The organism is Nocardia higoensis NBRC 100133, assembly GCF_000308595.1.
GTDB lineage: Bacteria > Actinomycetota > Actinomycetes > Mycobacteriales > Mycobacteriaceae > Nocardia > Nocardia higoensis.
The window spans coordinates 1-13,286 of sequence record NZ_BAGA01000142.1 but is presented as its reverse complement, the minus strand read 5'-3'; the positions used below and the strand labels follow the sequence as shown (position 1 = coordinate 13,286).

General features: G+C 71.3%; 9 protein-coding genes. 5 read left to right on the top strand and 4 right to left on the bottom strand.

The genetic code is table 11. The features are described 5' to 3' along the window. Positions 1 to 243: 243 nt before the first annotated feature. Together ON26_RS34775 and ON26_RS26075 are read left to right on the top strand one after the other, a co-directional pair. Complete coding sequence (locus ON26_RS34775; RefSeq protein ID WP_051027600.1) at positions 244 to 1,905, top strand: hypothetical protein; 1,662 nt, start codon at positions 244 to 246, stop codon at positions 1,903 to 1,905. Positions 1,906 to 2,145: 240 nt separating this feature from the next. Then, positions 2,146 to 3,978, top strand: coding sequence for a phosphoenolpyruvate carboxykinase (GTP) (locus ON26_RS26075; RefSeq protein WP_040799747.1), 1,833 nt, complete (start codon positions 2,146 to 2,148; stop codon positions 3,976 to 3,978). 782 nt (positions 3,979 to 4,760) lie between these two features. On the opposite strand, the gene ON26_RS26070 is transcribed toward ON26_RS26075, so the two are convergent. Beyond that, entirely contained in the window at positions 4,761 to 6,203 is a 1,443-nt protein-coding gene (locus ON26_RS26070) for an aldehyde dehydrogenase (RefSeq protein ID WP_040799745.1), read from the bottom strand. A 180-nt stretch (positions 6,204 to 6,383) separates the two neighbouring features. Here ON26_RS26070 and ON26_RS26065 point away from each other — a divergent pair, with 180 nt between their 5' ends. Then, the gene (locus ON26_RS26065) at positions 6,384 to 6,713 is read left to right on the top strand and encodes a hypothetical protein (RefSeq protein ID WP_245546063.1); all 330 of its coding nucleotides are present in this window, start codon (positions 6,384 to 6,386) and stop codon (positions 6,711 to 6,713) included. On the opposite strand, the gene ON26_RS26060 is transcribed toward ON26_RS26065, so the two are convergent. Both ON26_RS26060 and ON26_RS34295 read right to left on the bottom strand, forming a co-directional pair. Continuing rightward, complete coding sequence (locus ON26_RS26060) at positions 6,669 to 7,472, bottom strand: class I SAM-dependent methyltransferase (RefSeq protein ID WP_083884357.1); 804 nt, start codon at positions 7,470 to 7,472, stop codon at positions 6,669 to 6,671. The two genes, ON26_RS26065 and ON26_RS26060, sit on opposite strands and share 45 nt — an antisense overlap. An 89-nt stretch (positions 7,473 to 7,561) precedes the next feature. After that, positions 7,562 to 7,702 (bottom strand): hypothetical protein, encoded by a 141-nt coding sequence (locus ON26_RS34295; RefSeq protein ID WP_157172016.1) that lies wholly within the window; start codon positions 7,700 to 7,702, stop codon positions 7,562 to 7,564. 261 nt (positions 7,703 to 7,963) lie between these two features. On the opposite strand from ON26_RS34295, the gene ON26_RS26055 reads away from it, so the two are divergent. Beyond that, positions 7,964 to 9,139 (top strand): glycosyltransferase family 4 protein, encoded by a 1,176-nt coding sequence (locus tag ON26_RS26055; protein WP_040799741.1) that lies wholly within the window; start codon positions 7,964 to 7,966, stop codon positions 9,137 to 9,139. Here ON26_RS26055 and ON26_RS26050 read toward each other — a convergent pair. Continuing rightward, positions 9,127 to 11,229, bottom strand: coding sequence for an MmpA family trehalose lipid delivery protein (locus tag ON26_RS26050; RefSeq protein ID WP_245546062.1), 2,103 nt, complete (start codon positions 11,227 to 11,229; stop codon positions 9,127 to 9,129). The genes ON26_RS26055 and ON26_RS26050 overlap by 13 nt on opposite strands. Before the next feature lie 321 nt (positions 11,230 to 11,550). On the opposite strand from ON26_RS26050, the gene ON26_RS26045 reads away from it, so the two are divergent. Further along, on the top strand, positions 11,551 to 13,011 hold the full coding sequence (locus tag ON26_RS26045; protein WP_051027596.1) for a polysaccharide biosynthesis protein: 1,461 nt from the start codon (positions 11,551 to 11,553) through the stop codon (positions 13,009 to 13,011). Positions 13,012 to 13,286 lie beyond the last annotated feature (275 nt).

The following is a 13,286-nucleotide window of genomic DNA, read 5'->3' as shown; positions in this document are numbered from 1 at the left end:
CGGGCAGCCGGTGCGCCGCGCGCGGCTGACGAGCGTGCCGGTACTGCGGAACCCGCCCGCGCAGGTGCTCCCGTAGTACCGACCGGGAGCGCGGGTGCGTTCACTGCCGAACCGGCTGGGAGCGTGGACGCGTCCACGGCCGACTCCGCCGGGAGCGCGGGCGTGTCCGCTGCCGCGACCGGGAGCGCGGATGCGTCCCCCGCAGACCTGGAACCGCTCGTCGCTCGCTGGAACCCACAGGGCATGGCACTGCTTCGCGCACTGCGCACGCCGGGCGGCACGGTGACGGACGAGGTCGCGCTGGTGGCTCCCGTCGATGCCAACACCACCTTGCTACGCACCGAGCTGGCCCGCCTGACCCCGCGGATCGCGCTGACCGACGCGCTCGCCGATCTCACCGCTGTCGAGACCACGCTCGGTGCGACGGCCGCACCACCCGCGGCCGCGCTGGTCCTGCTCGACGCGGGCAGCGTCCTCGGCGCGGACGCGATGCGGCTGATCACCAGGCTGCGAGCGGCCGGAACAACCATCGTGCTCGCCATGAACAACATCCACGCCCACGCCGACTGGCGGCAGGCGCGGGCCCGCGACCTGGCGGTGCTCGCCGCGAACGGATTCCCGGATCTGGATGTCCTGCCGGTCTCGGCCCGGCTGGCCGCCGCCGCGCGCTCGGGCGACACCGCCCTGCTCGACCGCTCCGGGCTCAGCGCACTGCACGCCGCGCTGATCGACGCGACGGCGGGCGGCGCCAGCTCCGACGAGCAGGCCCGTGCGGCCGTCCTCACCCGGGTGCTCACCGACACCCGCGCTCGCATCGTCGAGCAGCGGGAGGCGCTGCGGGCCGATGCGGACACCGCCCGCAGGCGTGCCGAGCGGGCCGCGCTGCTGGCCGCCAGAGACGGTGGCCGCGCCGCCGCCGTGTCCACCCTGCGCGGCCGGCTGCATCTGGCCCGCGTGGACCTGATCACCGAGACCGGCTCCCAGGTCCGCACCCTGCACGCCGCCGCCCGCGCCGAGGTCGACCGGGCGCCGCGCGCCGAACTCGCCGACTACCCGCTGCGCCTGCAACAGGCCGTGACCGACCTGACCGCGGTCGTCGATCGCGCCCTCGACCGCCGGATCGGTGAGATCGGCAGGCGCATCGACGCGGCGCTCGACACGGCCGACGCCATCGCCGCCGACGCCGCCCGGGCCCCGGGGCCCGCGGGCTCTGCCGCACCGGGTTCAGCCGTGCCCGCCGCCACCGGTTCGGCCGGAGTCGCGGGCGCCCGCACCGGGGGATCCGCGCCCGTGGGAACAACGCCGGGTGGACCCGATTCCGCACCGCCTCGCGCCCGCGGCACCGAGGTACTGGTCCCGGGCACCGAGGTGCTCGATTCGCGCGCCCGGCAGCCGTCGGGACGCAGGCTCGAACCCGCGCCGCGCGTCGGCCCCGACCCCGAACCGAGGCACGCGGGGGTGGAAGACCACTTGATGGTCGCGCTCGGCGCGTCGGCGGGCGCGGGTCTGGGCAGGCTGCTGGTGTCGCCGCTGTCGTTGGTGCCCGCGCTGGAGGTGGCGAGCGTCCCGGTAACCCTCGCGCTCGGCGGTCTGGTGGCCTGGTGGGTGGTGCGCGCCCGCAGGCAGGTCGCCGACCGCGCGCATCTGCGGCAGTGGGTGGCCGAGGCGCTGGTGACGGTGAAGGCGCATCTGGAGCAGCGGGTGGCGACAGCGCTGGTGGAGACCGAAACCGCGCTCACCGAACGAGTGATGCGCATCTGCGCCGAACGTGTCGTCGACAACGATCGCCGGGTCGCGGAATTGGAGGCGGCGATTCGGCGCACGGCCGCCGAACGCCCCGGCCAATTGGCGGCATGTGAACGCGACATCGCGGTACTCGAGCAATACCTGGCAACCGTGCGCTGATACCTGTCACGGCGTGCGCGTCGAAGTCTCGAATCGACGTCCGCGGAGCATCGTCGCTGTTGAATAGGTCACTGAATGGGTACATATTCCACAACCCGGCTCCGTTCCAGCCGTCACACCACGTTAACCTCTAATCAGGAACCTGGGCGTCCGCTGCGTCCTCAGTACGCCGTCCAGCCGGGGCCGCGTGGTCATTGGTCGTAGCGGGTGCCGTGAGCCGCCCATCTCAGGAGAGTTTTCATGACCTCAGCGACCATTCCTGGTCTTCGTGGATCCGACGGCCAGGCGCCGACCGAGCACAGCGAACTTCTCGCCTGGGTACAGGAAGTGGCCGAACTCACCCAGCCGGCGCAGGTCGTCTGGGCGGATGGTTCCGATGCCGAATGGGAGCGGCTCACCGAGCAGCTCGTCGCCGCGGGCACCTTCAAGCGCCTCGACGAGAAGAAGAAGCCGAATTCGTTCCTGGCGCTGTCGGATCCTTCGGACGTGGCCCGAGTGGAGTCGCGCACCTTCATCTGCTCGAAGAGCGAGGCCGACGCGGGCCCGACCAACAACTGGGTCGATCCGGCCGAGATGCGCGCGACCATGACCGAGCTGTACCGCGGCAGCATGAAGGGCCGCACCCTCTACGTGGTGCCGTTCTGCATGGGCCCGCTGGATGCCGAGGATCCCAAGCTGGGTGTCGAGCTCACCGACTCCGAGTACGTCGTGGTGTCCATGCGCGTGATGACCCGCATGGGGCAGGCCGCCCTGGACAAGCTGGGCACCGACCGCCCGTTCGTGAAGGCGCTGCATTCGGTCGGCGCCCCGCTGGCCGAGGGCCAGGCCGACGTGCCGTGGCCGTGCAACGACACCAAGTACATCACCCACTTCCCCGAGGACCGGGAGATCTGGAGCTACGGCTCCGGCTACGGCGGCAACGCCCTGCTGGGCAAGAAGTGCTACTCGCTGCGCATCGCCTCGGCGATGGCGCACGACGAGGGCTGGCTGGCCGAGCACATGCTGATCCTCAAGCTGATCTCGCCCGAGGACAAGGCCTACTACGTGGCCGCCGCGTTCCCGAGCGCCTGTGGCAAGACCAACCTCGCGATGATCCAGCCGACGGTTCCGGGCTGGCGCGCGGAGACCCTGGGCGACGACATCGCCTGGATGCGTTTCGGCAAGGACGGCCGCCTCTACGCGGTGAACCCGGAGTTCGGCTTCTTCGGTGTGGCGCCGGGCACCAACCACAGCTCGAACCCGAACGCGATGGCGACGATGGAGGCGGGCAACACCGTCTACACCAACGTCGCGCTCACCGACGACAACGACGTGTGGTGGGAAGGCCTGGAGGGCGAGCCGGACCACCTCGTCGACTGGAAGGGCAACGACTGGTACCTCCGCGACACGGAGACGCTGGCCGCGCACCCGAATTCCCGCTACTGCACCCCGATGTCGCAGTGCCCGATCCTGGCCCCCGAGTGGGACGACCCGCAGGGTGTGCCGATCTCGGCGATCCTGTTCGGTGGCCGCCGCAAGACCACCGTCCCGCTGGTGACCGAGTCCTTCGACTGGCAGCACGGCGTGTTCATGGGCGCCACGCTGTCCTCCGAGCAGACCGCCGCCGCCGAGGGCAAGGTCGGCACCGTGCGCCGCGACCCGATGGCCATGCTGCCGTTCCTCGGCTACCACGTGGGCGACTACCTGGATCACTGGATCCAGCTGGGCAAGAACGCCGACTCGAACAAGCTGCCGAAGATCTTCTACGTCAACTGGTTCCGCCGTGGCGAGGACGGCCGCTTCCTGTGGCCCGGCTTCGGTGAGAACTCCCGTGTGCTGGAGTGGATCGTCGGCCGCATCGAAGGGTCCGCCTCCGCCGAGGAGACCCCGATCGGCAATGTGCCGCGTGCCGCGCACCTCGATCTGGACGGCCTCGACGTCGAGGCCGACGACGTCGACGCCGCGCTGGCGGTGGACCCGGAGGAGTGGCGCAAGGAGATCCCGCTGATCGAGGAGTGGTTCGAATTCGTCGGCGACAAGCTGCCCAGCGGCGTCCGCGATGAATTCGAGGCGCTGAAGCAGCGTCTGGCCTGATCGGCAGCCGCCCGGTGCCGGCCTGGCCGCCGGCCCGATCGCCGAACCGACGAAAGGTCCCGGAGCATTTTTCGCTCCGGGACCTTCGTGTATTCGTGCGCGAATTCTTGCGTCGTTTTCGTGACCGTTCACCGGTTTTAACGGCGGTATACGATGGTATTACCGACGACGGTTGCCGGCGGTTGCGGACGCCGATGGTGTGATGGCGCTCCGACGAAAATGTCGGCGGGAAACATCGACCGCACGACGGTGAAATCCACCGGAATTTGTTGCCGCGTAAAGTTATCGCGATCCGTTACGAAGATCCGTCCCGTTGGTCCGCCGATTGTGCTGTGGTTACGGGGATTTCGTCGGAGCGTGATTCTATCGCATTGTGCGCCTTGCGATCACGTTATATGAAAAATGCTTACTTCACACTCTTGGCAACACCCGGAAGGCAGAGGGCCAGTAGAATCCGAGGCAATGTGAGAGGTGGTCCGAGCATGGTCGAACAGGACATTCCCGGAGCCGCGGCGTCATCCGGAGCGGCGCCCAGTACACCTGCCCATCGGGCGGCGGGACGACTACAGCGGGTACTGCCGCCCGGATACGAGGTGCGGGTCGATGATCTGCCTGTCGACCCCGATGTCGATCCCACGCGGATCCGCCGAAGCGAACCGGTCATCAGGGTGCTGGCTACCGCCGATCGCGCTCGCGACTGAGGCCCGCGGCGCCTCGCGACAGCACGACGCCGCCGTCCCGGGGCGGGAACGGCGACGTCGCGCCGACGGGACCGTGATCGCCTAGCCGGTCCAGCCCATGGGCATGAGCAGCGACTTCTGCTCGCAGAACGCGTCGAGTCCCTCGGGACCGTTCTCCCGGCCCAGCCCGGAGTTCTTGTACCCGCCGAAGGGTGAGGTCGGATCGAAGGCGTACCAGTTGATCGCGTACGTGCCGGTGCGCACCCGCGCGGCGATCCGCGCGCCGCGCTCGATATCGGCCGTCCACACCGAGCCGGCCAGGCCGTAGGCCGAATCGTTGGCGATATCGATCGCCTCGTCCTCGGTGCCGTAGGGGATGACCGAGAGCACCGGGCCGAAGATCTCCTCCTGGGCGATCGTCGACTTGTTGTCCACATCGGCGAAGATGGTCGGCTCGACGAACCAGCCGCGATCCACGCCTTCGGGCCTGCCGCCGCCGAGGACCAGTCGCGCGCCCTCGGCCTTGCCCTTGGCGATATAGCCCTCGACGCGCTCGCGCTGCCGCTCGGAGATCAGCGGGCCGAAGGTGACGGCCGGGTCGGTCGGATCGCCGGTCTTCAGCGTGCGCACGTGCTCGACCAGCGCGTCGGTGATCTCGTCGTAGCGGCTGCGCGGCGCCAGGATGCGAGTCTGGGCCACGCAGCCCTGCCCGCTGTTCATCAGGCCGGAGAAGGCGAGCACCGGGATGTTGGCGAGGTCGAAGTCCTCGAGCAGGACGGCCGCGGACTTGCCGCCGAGTTCGAGCGACACGCTCTTGAGTTGCTCGCCCGCGATGGCGGCGATCCGGCGGCCCACCGGAGTGCTGCCGGTGAAGGTCACCTTGTCCACGCCGGGATGGCCGATCAGGTATTCGGCGACGTCGGCGTCGGCGGGCAGCACCGAGATCACGCCCTCCGGCACGCCCGCCTCGGTGAAGATGTCGGCGACGATATTCGCGCTCAGCGGTGTCAAGGGGGCGGGCTTGAGCACGATCGTGCAACCGGCCAGCAAGGCGGGCGCCAGTTTGTTCACCGCGAGGAACAGCGGCACGTTCCAGGCGGTGACCGCGGCGACCACGCCGAGCGGTTCGCGGCTGACCCGGGTGGTGCCGAACGAGCCGGTGCGGGTCTCGTTCCACGGGAAGGTCTGCGCCAGTGCGGCATACGTGTCGAGGGTGGCGGTGGCGGGGAGCTGATTGAGCGTCACCGCGGCCAGTCCGGTGGCGCCCATCTCGGCGGTCAGGGCCGCGACCAGCTCGCCGGATTTCTGCTCGATGAGGCGTGCGGCCCTGGTCAGGACCTCGGCGCGTTCGGCGGGCGGGGTGGACGGCCACGGGCCGTGGTCGAAGGCGTGGCGGGCGGCGGCGACCGCGGCGTCGACGTCGGCGCGGGTCACGACGGGGACGCTGCCCACCGGTTCGACCGTGGCCGGTGAGATGACCTGGAGGCGTTCGGAGCCGGCCGGTGCGGTCCAGCGGCCACCGATGAACAAGCTGTCGTAGTGCATGAGAACACGTTACAGTTTTGCCCCCGCAATGTCTGTAACCTGTTTCAGTTCTGCCCCGGCATATCCGCCTGACCTGCGCGAATTCCGACCTGTCGGTTCGATTTTCGCGAGAACGCACTATTGCGAAGTGTTGCCCGGACGTGGATGCTGTAGCTACTCATAAGCTGGGGAGGACGGGTTATGGCGGTGCATGTGATCGATCGGTCGCTGATGACCAGTGACCGGACCGACCATCAGGCGAAGAGTGTGGGCACCGGAGGATGGGTCGTCTCCTTCCTGCCGGGTCGCACCCTGACCCTCGAACAGGCCGCGGCCGCCATGCAGGCGGCCGAGGCGGTGGCGACGGTGGACAGGCTGGCCGGCCAGGTCGGCTTGACGACGCTGGAGACCGTGGGCCTGGCGATGCGGGAATCGCCCTGGGCGCCACCGGATGTCGCGCAGCGCGGGCCGGTGCGCAGACTGGGGTCAGTGCGGCTTCGTCGCCACGACGACCAGATTGCTCACCAATAACTCTCTGACCAACGGCACGCGGACCAGCCACCACGCCCAGCGCGGGTGGTAGCGCGGAAATGTCGCGTGCACCTGTGCGGAGGTCTGGGCGGCCCAGCGCAGCCCGTCGGCGGCGCCCACCGCGAACAGCGACGTCCCGAAGCGGTTCTTGGGCTCCCGGCCGTGTTTGCGCCGGTACCGCCGGGCGGCGTACTCGCCGCCGAAGTAGTGCCAGGGCCCCGTCTCGTGCCCGCCGAAGGGCCCCCACCAGAGGGTGTAGGACAGCACGATCAGCCCGCCGGGGCGGGTCACCCGCACCATTTCGTCGGCCATGGCCCATGGATCGGAAACGTGCTCGGCGACATTGGACGAAAAGCAGATGTCGACGGCGTTGTCCCGGAAGGGGAGCGCCATCCCGGACCCGCGGACCGCGGCGGGCACGGTGAGCCCGGCGGCGTGCATTTCCGAGGGATCGGGTTCGACGGGAATGTAACGCGCTCCGGCACGGGCGAATTCGTCGGCGAAATAACCGGGTCCGCCGCCGACGTCGAGCACGGTCGCGCCGGTCAGGGCGGCGCCCGCGAGGTCGGCATAGAAGTCGGCGAGCATGGCGGCGCTGTCGGCGGCGATGCCGCCGTAGAAGTGCGCGGGGTCGCTCTGTTCGTAGCGAAAGCTGCCGAGCAGGCGCAGTGCGCGTCGCAGGGTCGCCCGCTGGGCGAATCGCGCGCGGGACGACCGCGGTGTCACCGCGAGAGGTGGCGATTTCTCGGCTCTCAGCACGGCGCCGAGTTTCGCACAAGCGTCACCGGCCGCACCGTTCGCCCGGTGGCGGACCCGGCAGCCGCGCGCAACCGGGTCCGCCCGGTGGATCAGCCGACGCCGGTGCTGGCGCCCGAACCGGTGGAGGCGGAGGTGCCGAGCAGGCCGAGGAGGATTCCCAGCAGACCGTCGATCTCGATACCCGAACCGGAATCGGCGCCGCCGCCGGTTCTGGTCATCGTTTTCTTCATTGACTTCTCCTCATTCATGCGGACCGGCCCACTTCCCGACCGGCCGCCCCCAGAAATCGGGGGTGTCCGGAGGTTATCCAGCCATGCTGTGAAATGTGAGCGTTTCAGAGAAATTCGACGGACGGATCCGGTATGCGCATCGTGACAGCGTTGCGACCTCGGGCACTCTTCGGGTCTGCGCCATTGCCGGCTCACATCGGGTTAGGGTGTAGCGCGATGTCCGTGTGCCCACTGGGCCCGAATCCTGAGAGAAGCTCCACCGTGCGCGAAGTCCTCCTGCTCTGCTGGCGCGACTCCGGGCATCCGCAGGGCGGCGGCAGCGAACGCTATCTGGAACAGGTGGGCGCTCAGCTCGCCGCCCGGGGTGTCAAGGTCACCTTGCGCACCGCCCGGTATCCGGGCGCGGCCAAGCGCGAGCGGATCGACGGCATCGACATCAGCCGCGGCGGCGGCCGCTACACCGTCTATCCGCGCGCGCTGGCCGCGATCCTGCTCGGCCGGATCGGTCTCGGTCCGCTGCGCGGCCTGCGTCCCGACGCGGTCGTCGACACCCAGAACGGCATCCCGTTCTTCGCCACTCTGGCCGCGGGCGCGCCGTCGGTCGTGCTGGTGCACCACGGGCATCGCGAACAGTGGCCGGTCGCCGGTGCGCTCATCGGCCGGATCGGCTGGTGGATCGAATCGCGGCTGTCGCCGCGGGTGCACCGTGACAACCAGTACCTCACCGTCTCCCTGCCCTCGGCCGAGGAACTGGCGGTGCTCGGCGTCGAGCGTGAACGCATCGCCGTGGTGCGCAACGGGGCCGAACCGGTGCCCACGGGCGCTCCCACCGGCGCGGCGGGCACTCGCTCGCCCGAACCGCGCGTGGTGGTGCTGTCCCGCCTGGTGCCGCACAAGCAGATCGAGGACGCGCTGATCACGGTCGCGCGGCTGCGGGACCGGATGGCCGGCCTGCGCCTGGACGTGATCGGCGGCGGCTGGTGGGAGGAGAACCTGCGGGGCACCGCCCACGAACTCGGCATCGAGGACATCGTCACCTTCCACGGTCATGTGGACGAGACCCGCAAGCACGAACTGCTGGCCGCCGCCTGGGTGCACATGATGCCCTCGCGCAAAGAGGGCTGGGGCCTGGCCGTGATCGAGGCAGGCCAGCACGGTGTGCCGACCGTGGGCTACCGCAGCTCGCGCGGTCTGACCGATTCCATCGTCGACGGTGTCACCGGCATGCTCGTCGACGACGTCGCCCAGCTGACCGAAGCCGTCGGCGAATTGCTCGCCGACGCGCCGACCCGCAGCGTCATGGGCGAGAAGGCGCGGGCCCGCGCGCGGGAGTTCTCCTGGGAGCAGACCGGCAACGGCGCCTACGAAGTCCTGGCCGCCGTCGCCAGGGGCGAGCGCGTCTCGGGGCTCGTCGCCGGACCTGCTCAGGGGGATTGACGTCGGTTTCCGGGCTGCCGCAGCCACCGGAGACCCGCGGCCGCGAACAGTCCGCCCAGCAGCATGCCCGCCCACACGCCGTGCGCGAGCCCGGACGCCCAGCGCTGCGCGCTCGTAGCGGAGTAGTGCTGCGCGGCCACGGTTTCGGCCGGTCGTGAACCGTCCGCCGGATCCGGCACCCGGTAGAGCGCCAGGTCCGCATCGGCATACACCTGCTCGAGCCCGGCCAGCGTGCGAGCGGATTCCCCGAGCGGACCGGGGGTCGTGCGTTCCACCAGTACCCAACCGACGCCGCGCTCGGCCAGCTCGGCGGGCGCGCCCCCGCCGAGCAGGAGTTCTTCGACCTCGCCCGCGCGCGTCCCCTCACCGCTGACAGTCCGCCCGCGCACGCGCAGCTCGCCGGTCTGCAGGACATCGGCGGACAACATCCGCGGCGCCGGGTCCAGCACCGGGGCCGAGCCGCTGTAGGGGAATTTGCGGAACATCCCGCCCGGCAGCACCGCCACGTCGGCCGCACCCCGCGGCTCGCCCGCATCCCGCACTTCGGCGGCGATCCGCTCCCACCCCGCCGGATACCGCACCGGCCGCACCTGGCCGCCCACTCCCCACGCCAGATCCAGCAGCGGAACCACCAGCACGGCGACGAACGCGGTGGCCACGAGCGCGGGCCCCACCTCCGCCCGTCGTTGCCAGGCCGCCGTGAGTACGAGACATCCCGCCGCCGCACACAGGGCGTATCCCGGCACGGCGAGCGCGACGTACTTCTGCGTATCGCGCAGCAGACCGGCCCCGGGCACATCGGCTATCAGCCACGCCATGACCGCCACACCCCACCCGGTCGCCGCCAGGGCGGGCAGCACCACCGCCCCTACCGCCGTCCACAGCAGCGCCCGCCGCACCGCCCGCGCGGGATCCTGCCGGGTCATCCGCGCGGAATCCTCCTGGGCCGCGCGCGTTGGCCCCTCATGGGGCTCAGCCGGGTGCCCGGGCGCCTCGCTGTTCTCGCTGGTGACGGATTCGGCTGTGCCGGGCGCTTTCTCGCGTTGGGTAGGCTCGCTGTTCGCGCTGCCGATGAATCCGGCTGTGCCGGGCGCTTTCTCGCCCCGGGCAGGTTCGTTGTTCTCGCCCGGAATCGATCCGGCCGTGCCGGGTCCAGCCGTCGCGGGGCTCGCGAAGCGCGCGGTGGCGACGGCGCGCACTCCGGTCGCGACGACGGCGAGCAGGGCGAGGGTGCCGACGACGGCGAGCACGGTGGTCCGCGAAGCCGGGACCGCGTCGGCATTCCAGATTCCGCCCAGTCCGGCGAGACTGCCGAGGGTGCCGAGGCCGGGTTCGGCGCGGGCGGCGAACGCGCTCGCCCCCGCCGGGTCAGAGGGATCGGCGCCCGCGCCGGACAGTGCGCTGGCCGCAAGCCACGGCGCCGAGGCGATCACCGTCAGCACCACCGCCGCGGGGATCCGGCGCAGGCCGATCGTCACGACCGCGACGAACCCAGCGAGCAGCGCGCCTGTCGGCGTCAGGCCTGCCGCCGCCAGGCAGACGGCGAGGGCGGCCCACCTGCCGGCGCTCGACGCGCGTGTCGCACTCGTTGTCCGGATGCGGTAAGCAGCCCAGGCGGTCCATGGCAGCGCGGCGTAGCCGGCGAGCAGGCTCCAATGCCCTTGCAGCAGACGCTCGGCGACATAGGGATTCCACAGCGCGACCGTCACCGCGACCAGTTGCGCGGCGAGCGGGACGGCCGCGGCACCGCCGGTGAGCGTCGTCCGCGCGAGCAGCGTGCGGACCAGGACGGCCGAGCCGTACCCGGCCGCCCAGAGGGCTGCCAGCAGGATCGCCTTCACCACGAGACCGCCGTCGGCGACCATCGAGACGGTCGCGAGCAGCGCGTCCTGCGGGACCGCGCGCGGAGCGGCATCGCCGAGGCCGAGGGCGGAGTCGGTGAGATAGGAGCGCGGTGTGCTCACGGCATCGCGCACCAGGAGATAGCCGGGTCCGAGCAGGGGACCGACGATCAACAGCGTGAGTGCCGCGCTGTAACCGGCCGCGACGAGCCGCTGCCCGCCCTCGCGCCGCCCCGTGCCCTGATCCACGCGGCAACCCTACGGACTCGGCATCCGGGCCCGCCCGGTGCCTGGGCCCACGGCATCGCTTCGCGCGGGTCCCGCCTGGGCCGTATCGCCGACCCGCGGTGTCGTTCCGCCTGTTGGCCGGTCCGGCTCCGCGGGGGCAGCGACCTCCGGTCCGGCGTGGGCGAGGCGGTGATGCCTCCGTACCGGGCCGGATGCGACCGCTGATCGAACGCGGCCGGGCGCGGGCGACGACGCCGTCGTGCGGGGCGGTGGAGCGGCCGGGCCAGGGGTTTCGCGAGGCCACCCGCCGGGCCCGGGGCGCCGGGGTGCGACGATTGGCGCATGTCCGCCACGCGCCGCCCCCTGCTCGTGGCGGATATGACTCTGGTGACGGCAGGCGCGATGACCGCCAATGTGGCGGGATACCTGCTGCAATTGCTGGCCGGGCGCTGGCTCGGTGTGAACGGCTACAGCGAGTTCGCCAGCCTGCTCGCGGTGCAGTTGCTGTGCGCGGTGCCCGCCCTGGCGCTGCAGAACGTGGTGGCGCGGGAATTCGTGCGCGGCGCGCCCGTCGCGGCCTTGCGCGCACTGCAGTGGCGGTGTGCGGCGATCGTCGCGGTGATCGCCCTGGCGCTGATCCCGGTGGTGACTCTCGCTCTCGACGTGGGCGTGCTCGCCTGCGCGGGTGCGCTGGCGGCCGCTCCGGCGCAGGTGCTGCTCACCGGCGAGCAGGGCGTCCTGCAGGGGCAGCGCCGCTTCCGGGAGCTGGCCGTGGTGCTCGGCGCGGCCGGGATCGCGCGAGTCGTCCCGGCCCTCGCGCTGCTGGCGTTGTCCGCCGGCGCCGGCCCCGCACTGTGGGGCACGGCGTTCGGCCTGGCCACGGCCGCCGCACTGGCCCGCGCGCTGGCCGGCACGTCCGCCCCGGGAGTCGAACCGACGGCGCCGCGGGCGGGTGCCGCGCGACCGGACGCGTTCGAGGATGCCGCGTCGAGAAGTGCTCGATCATCAACGCTGCCGGAGGGAACCGCGCCCGTCGATGCGGGCGCGCAGACGCACGCACCGGCCGGACCCGCCCGGGTGCCGTCCGAGATGCTCGGGCCGGACACCGCGCCGTCCGATCGGCTCGCCGTGGAGACGAGGGCGAAGGAAGGTCCGGCGGCGGGGCACGTCGAGAAGCGGGAGTCCACGCCGGTGGTGGGTGTGCTGCCGGTGTTGCGGGCCGCGCAGGTGCAGGCCGCGCTGATGGCGATGTCCTCGGCCGATCTCATCGTCGTGCGGATGGTGCTCGACGAGGCCGAGGCGGGACGTTACGCGCTGGGTGCGATCGCCGCGAAGATCGCCTTCTGGCTGCCCGCCGCGGTCGGCGTGGTGCTGTATCCGCGGATGGCGCAGCCCGCGCACTCGGCCCGCGCGATCCGGGACGCGCTCGCGGTGCTGTCGGTGCTCGGCGTCGTCGCCGTGCTCGGCGCCGCGCTGGCCGCGCCGTTGGCCCCCTTGTTCGCCGGGCAGGACTACGCGCCCGTCCAGGGCCTGTTGTGGTTGTTCGCCTTGCACGGTGCCATCCTGGCGGTGCTACAGGGCGCGGTGCTGTCGGCGATCGCCGTCGACCGCACGACTCCCGCGGCGCTCACCTGGCTCGGCCTCGCGGTCGAGGTGACGCTCATGGTGCTGTTCGCCCGCACCGCGCCGGCTCTGATCGGCACCGCCGTCGCCGTCGCCGGAACCACGACACTGCTGGTCGTCGTGATCGCACTGCGCAGTACCGCCGCCCGCCCGACCGAACGGCAGCGGCCCGCACGGTAGTCGTGCAGGGCGGCAGACGATTGGCGGCCGCGCTGTAGCCGCTTGCGTCGCCGGGACCGGGGTGGTCGGTGCGACTCGCCCGGGCCGGTAGGAATCCCCCGGGAACGGCAGCGGCCCCCCGGCCGTGAGACCGGGGGGCCGCTGGGCGATCAGCGAGTGATCAGAGATCCTTCTTGTCGATCCTGATCTGCTCGGTGGGAGCGTCGTCCTCACCACGGCGCACCGCGCCCTGGGTGGGAGCGGACGGGGCCGCCGGGGCGGGGCGGGCCGGGGTG

What these genes read in the sequence shown, in the direction of transcription:
- ON26_RS26070 (WP_040799745.1), bottom strand. Translation starts at nt 6,203, where the DNA reads ATGCACTACGACAGCTTGTTCATCGGTGGCCGCTGGACCGCACCGGCC.
- ON26_RS34775 (WP_051027600.1), top strand. Translation starts at nt 244, where the DNA reads ATGGCACTGCTTCGCGCACTGCGCACGCCGGGCGGCACGGTGACGGAC.
- ON26_RS34295 (WP_157172016.1), bottom strand. Translation starts at nt 7,702, where the DNA reads ATGAAGAAAACGATGACCAGAACCGGCGGCGGCGCCGATTCCGGTTCG.
- ON26_RS26065 (WP_245546063.1), top strand. Translation starts at nt 6,384, where the DNA reads ATGGCGGTGCATGTGATCGATCGGTCGCTGATGACCAGTGACCGGACC.
- ON26_RS26045 (WP_051027596.1), top strand. Translation starts at nt 11,551, where the DNA reads ATGTCCGCCACGCGCCGCCCCCTGCTCGTGGCGGATATGACTCTGGTG.
- ON26_RS26075 (WP_040799747.1), top strand. Translation starts at nt 2,146, where the DNA reads ATGACCTCAGCGACCATTCCTGGTCTTCGTGGATCCGACGGCCAGGCG.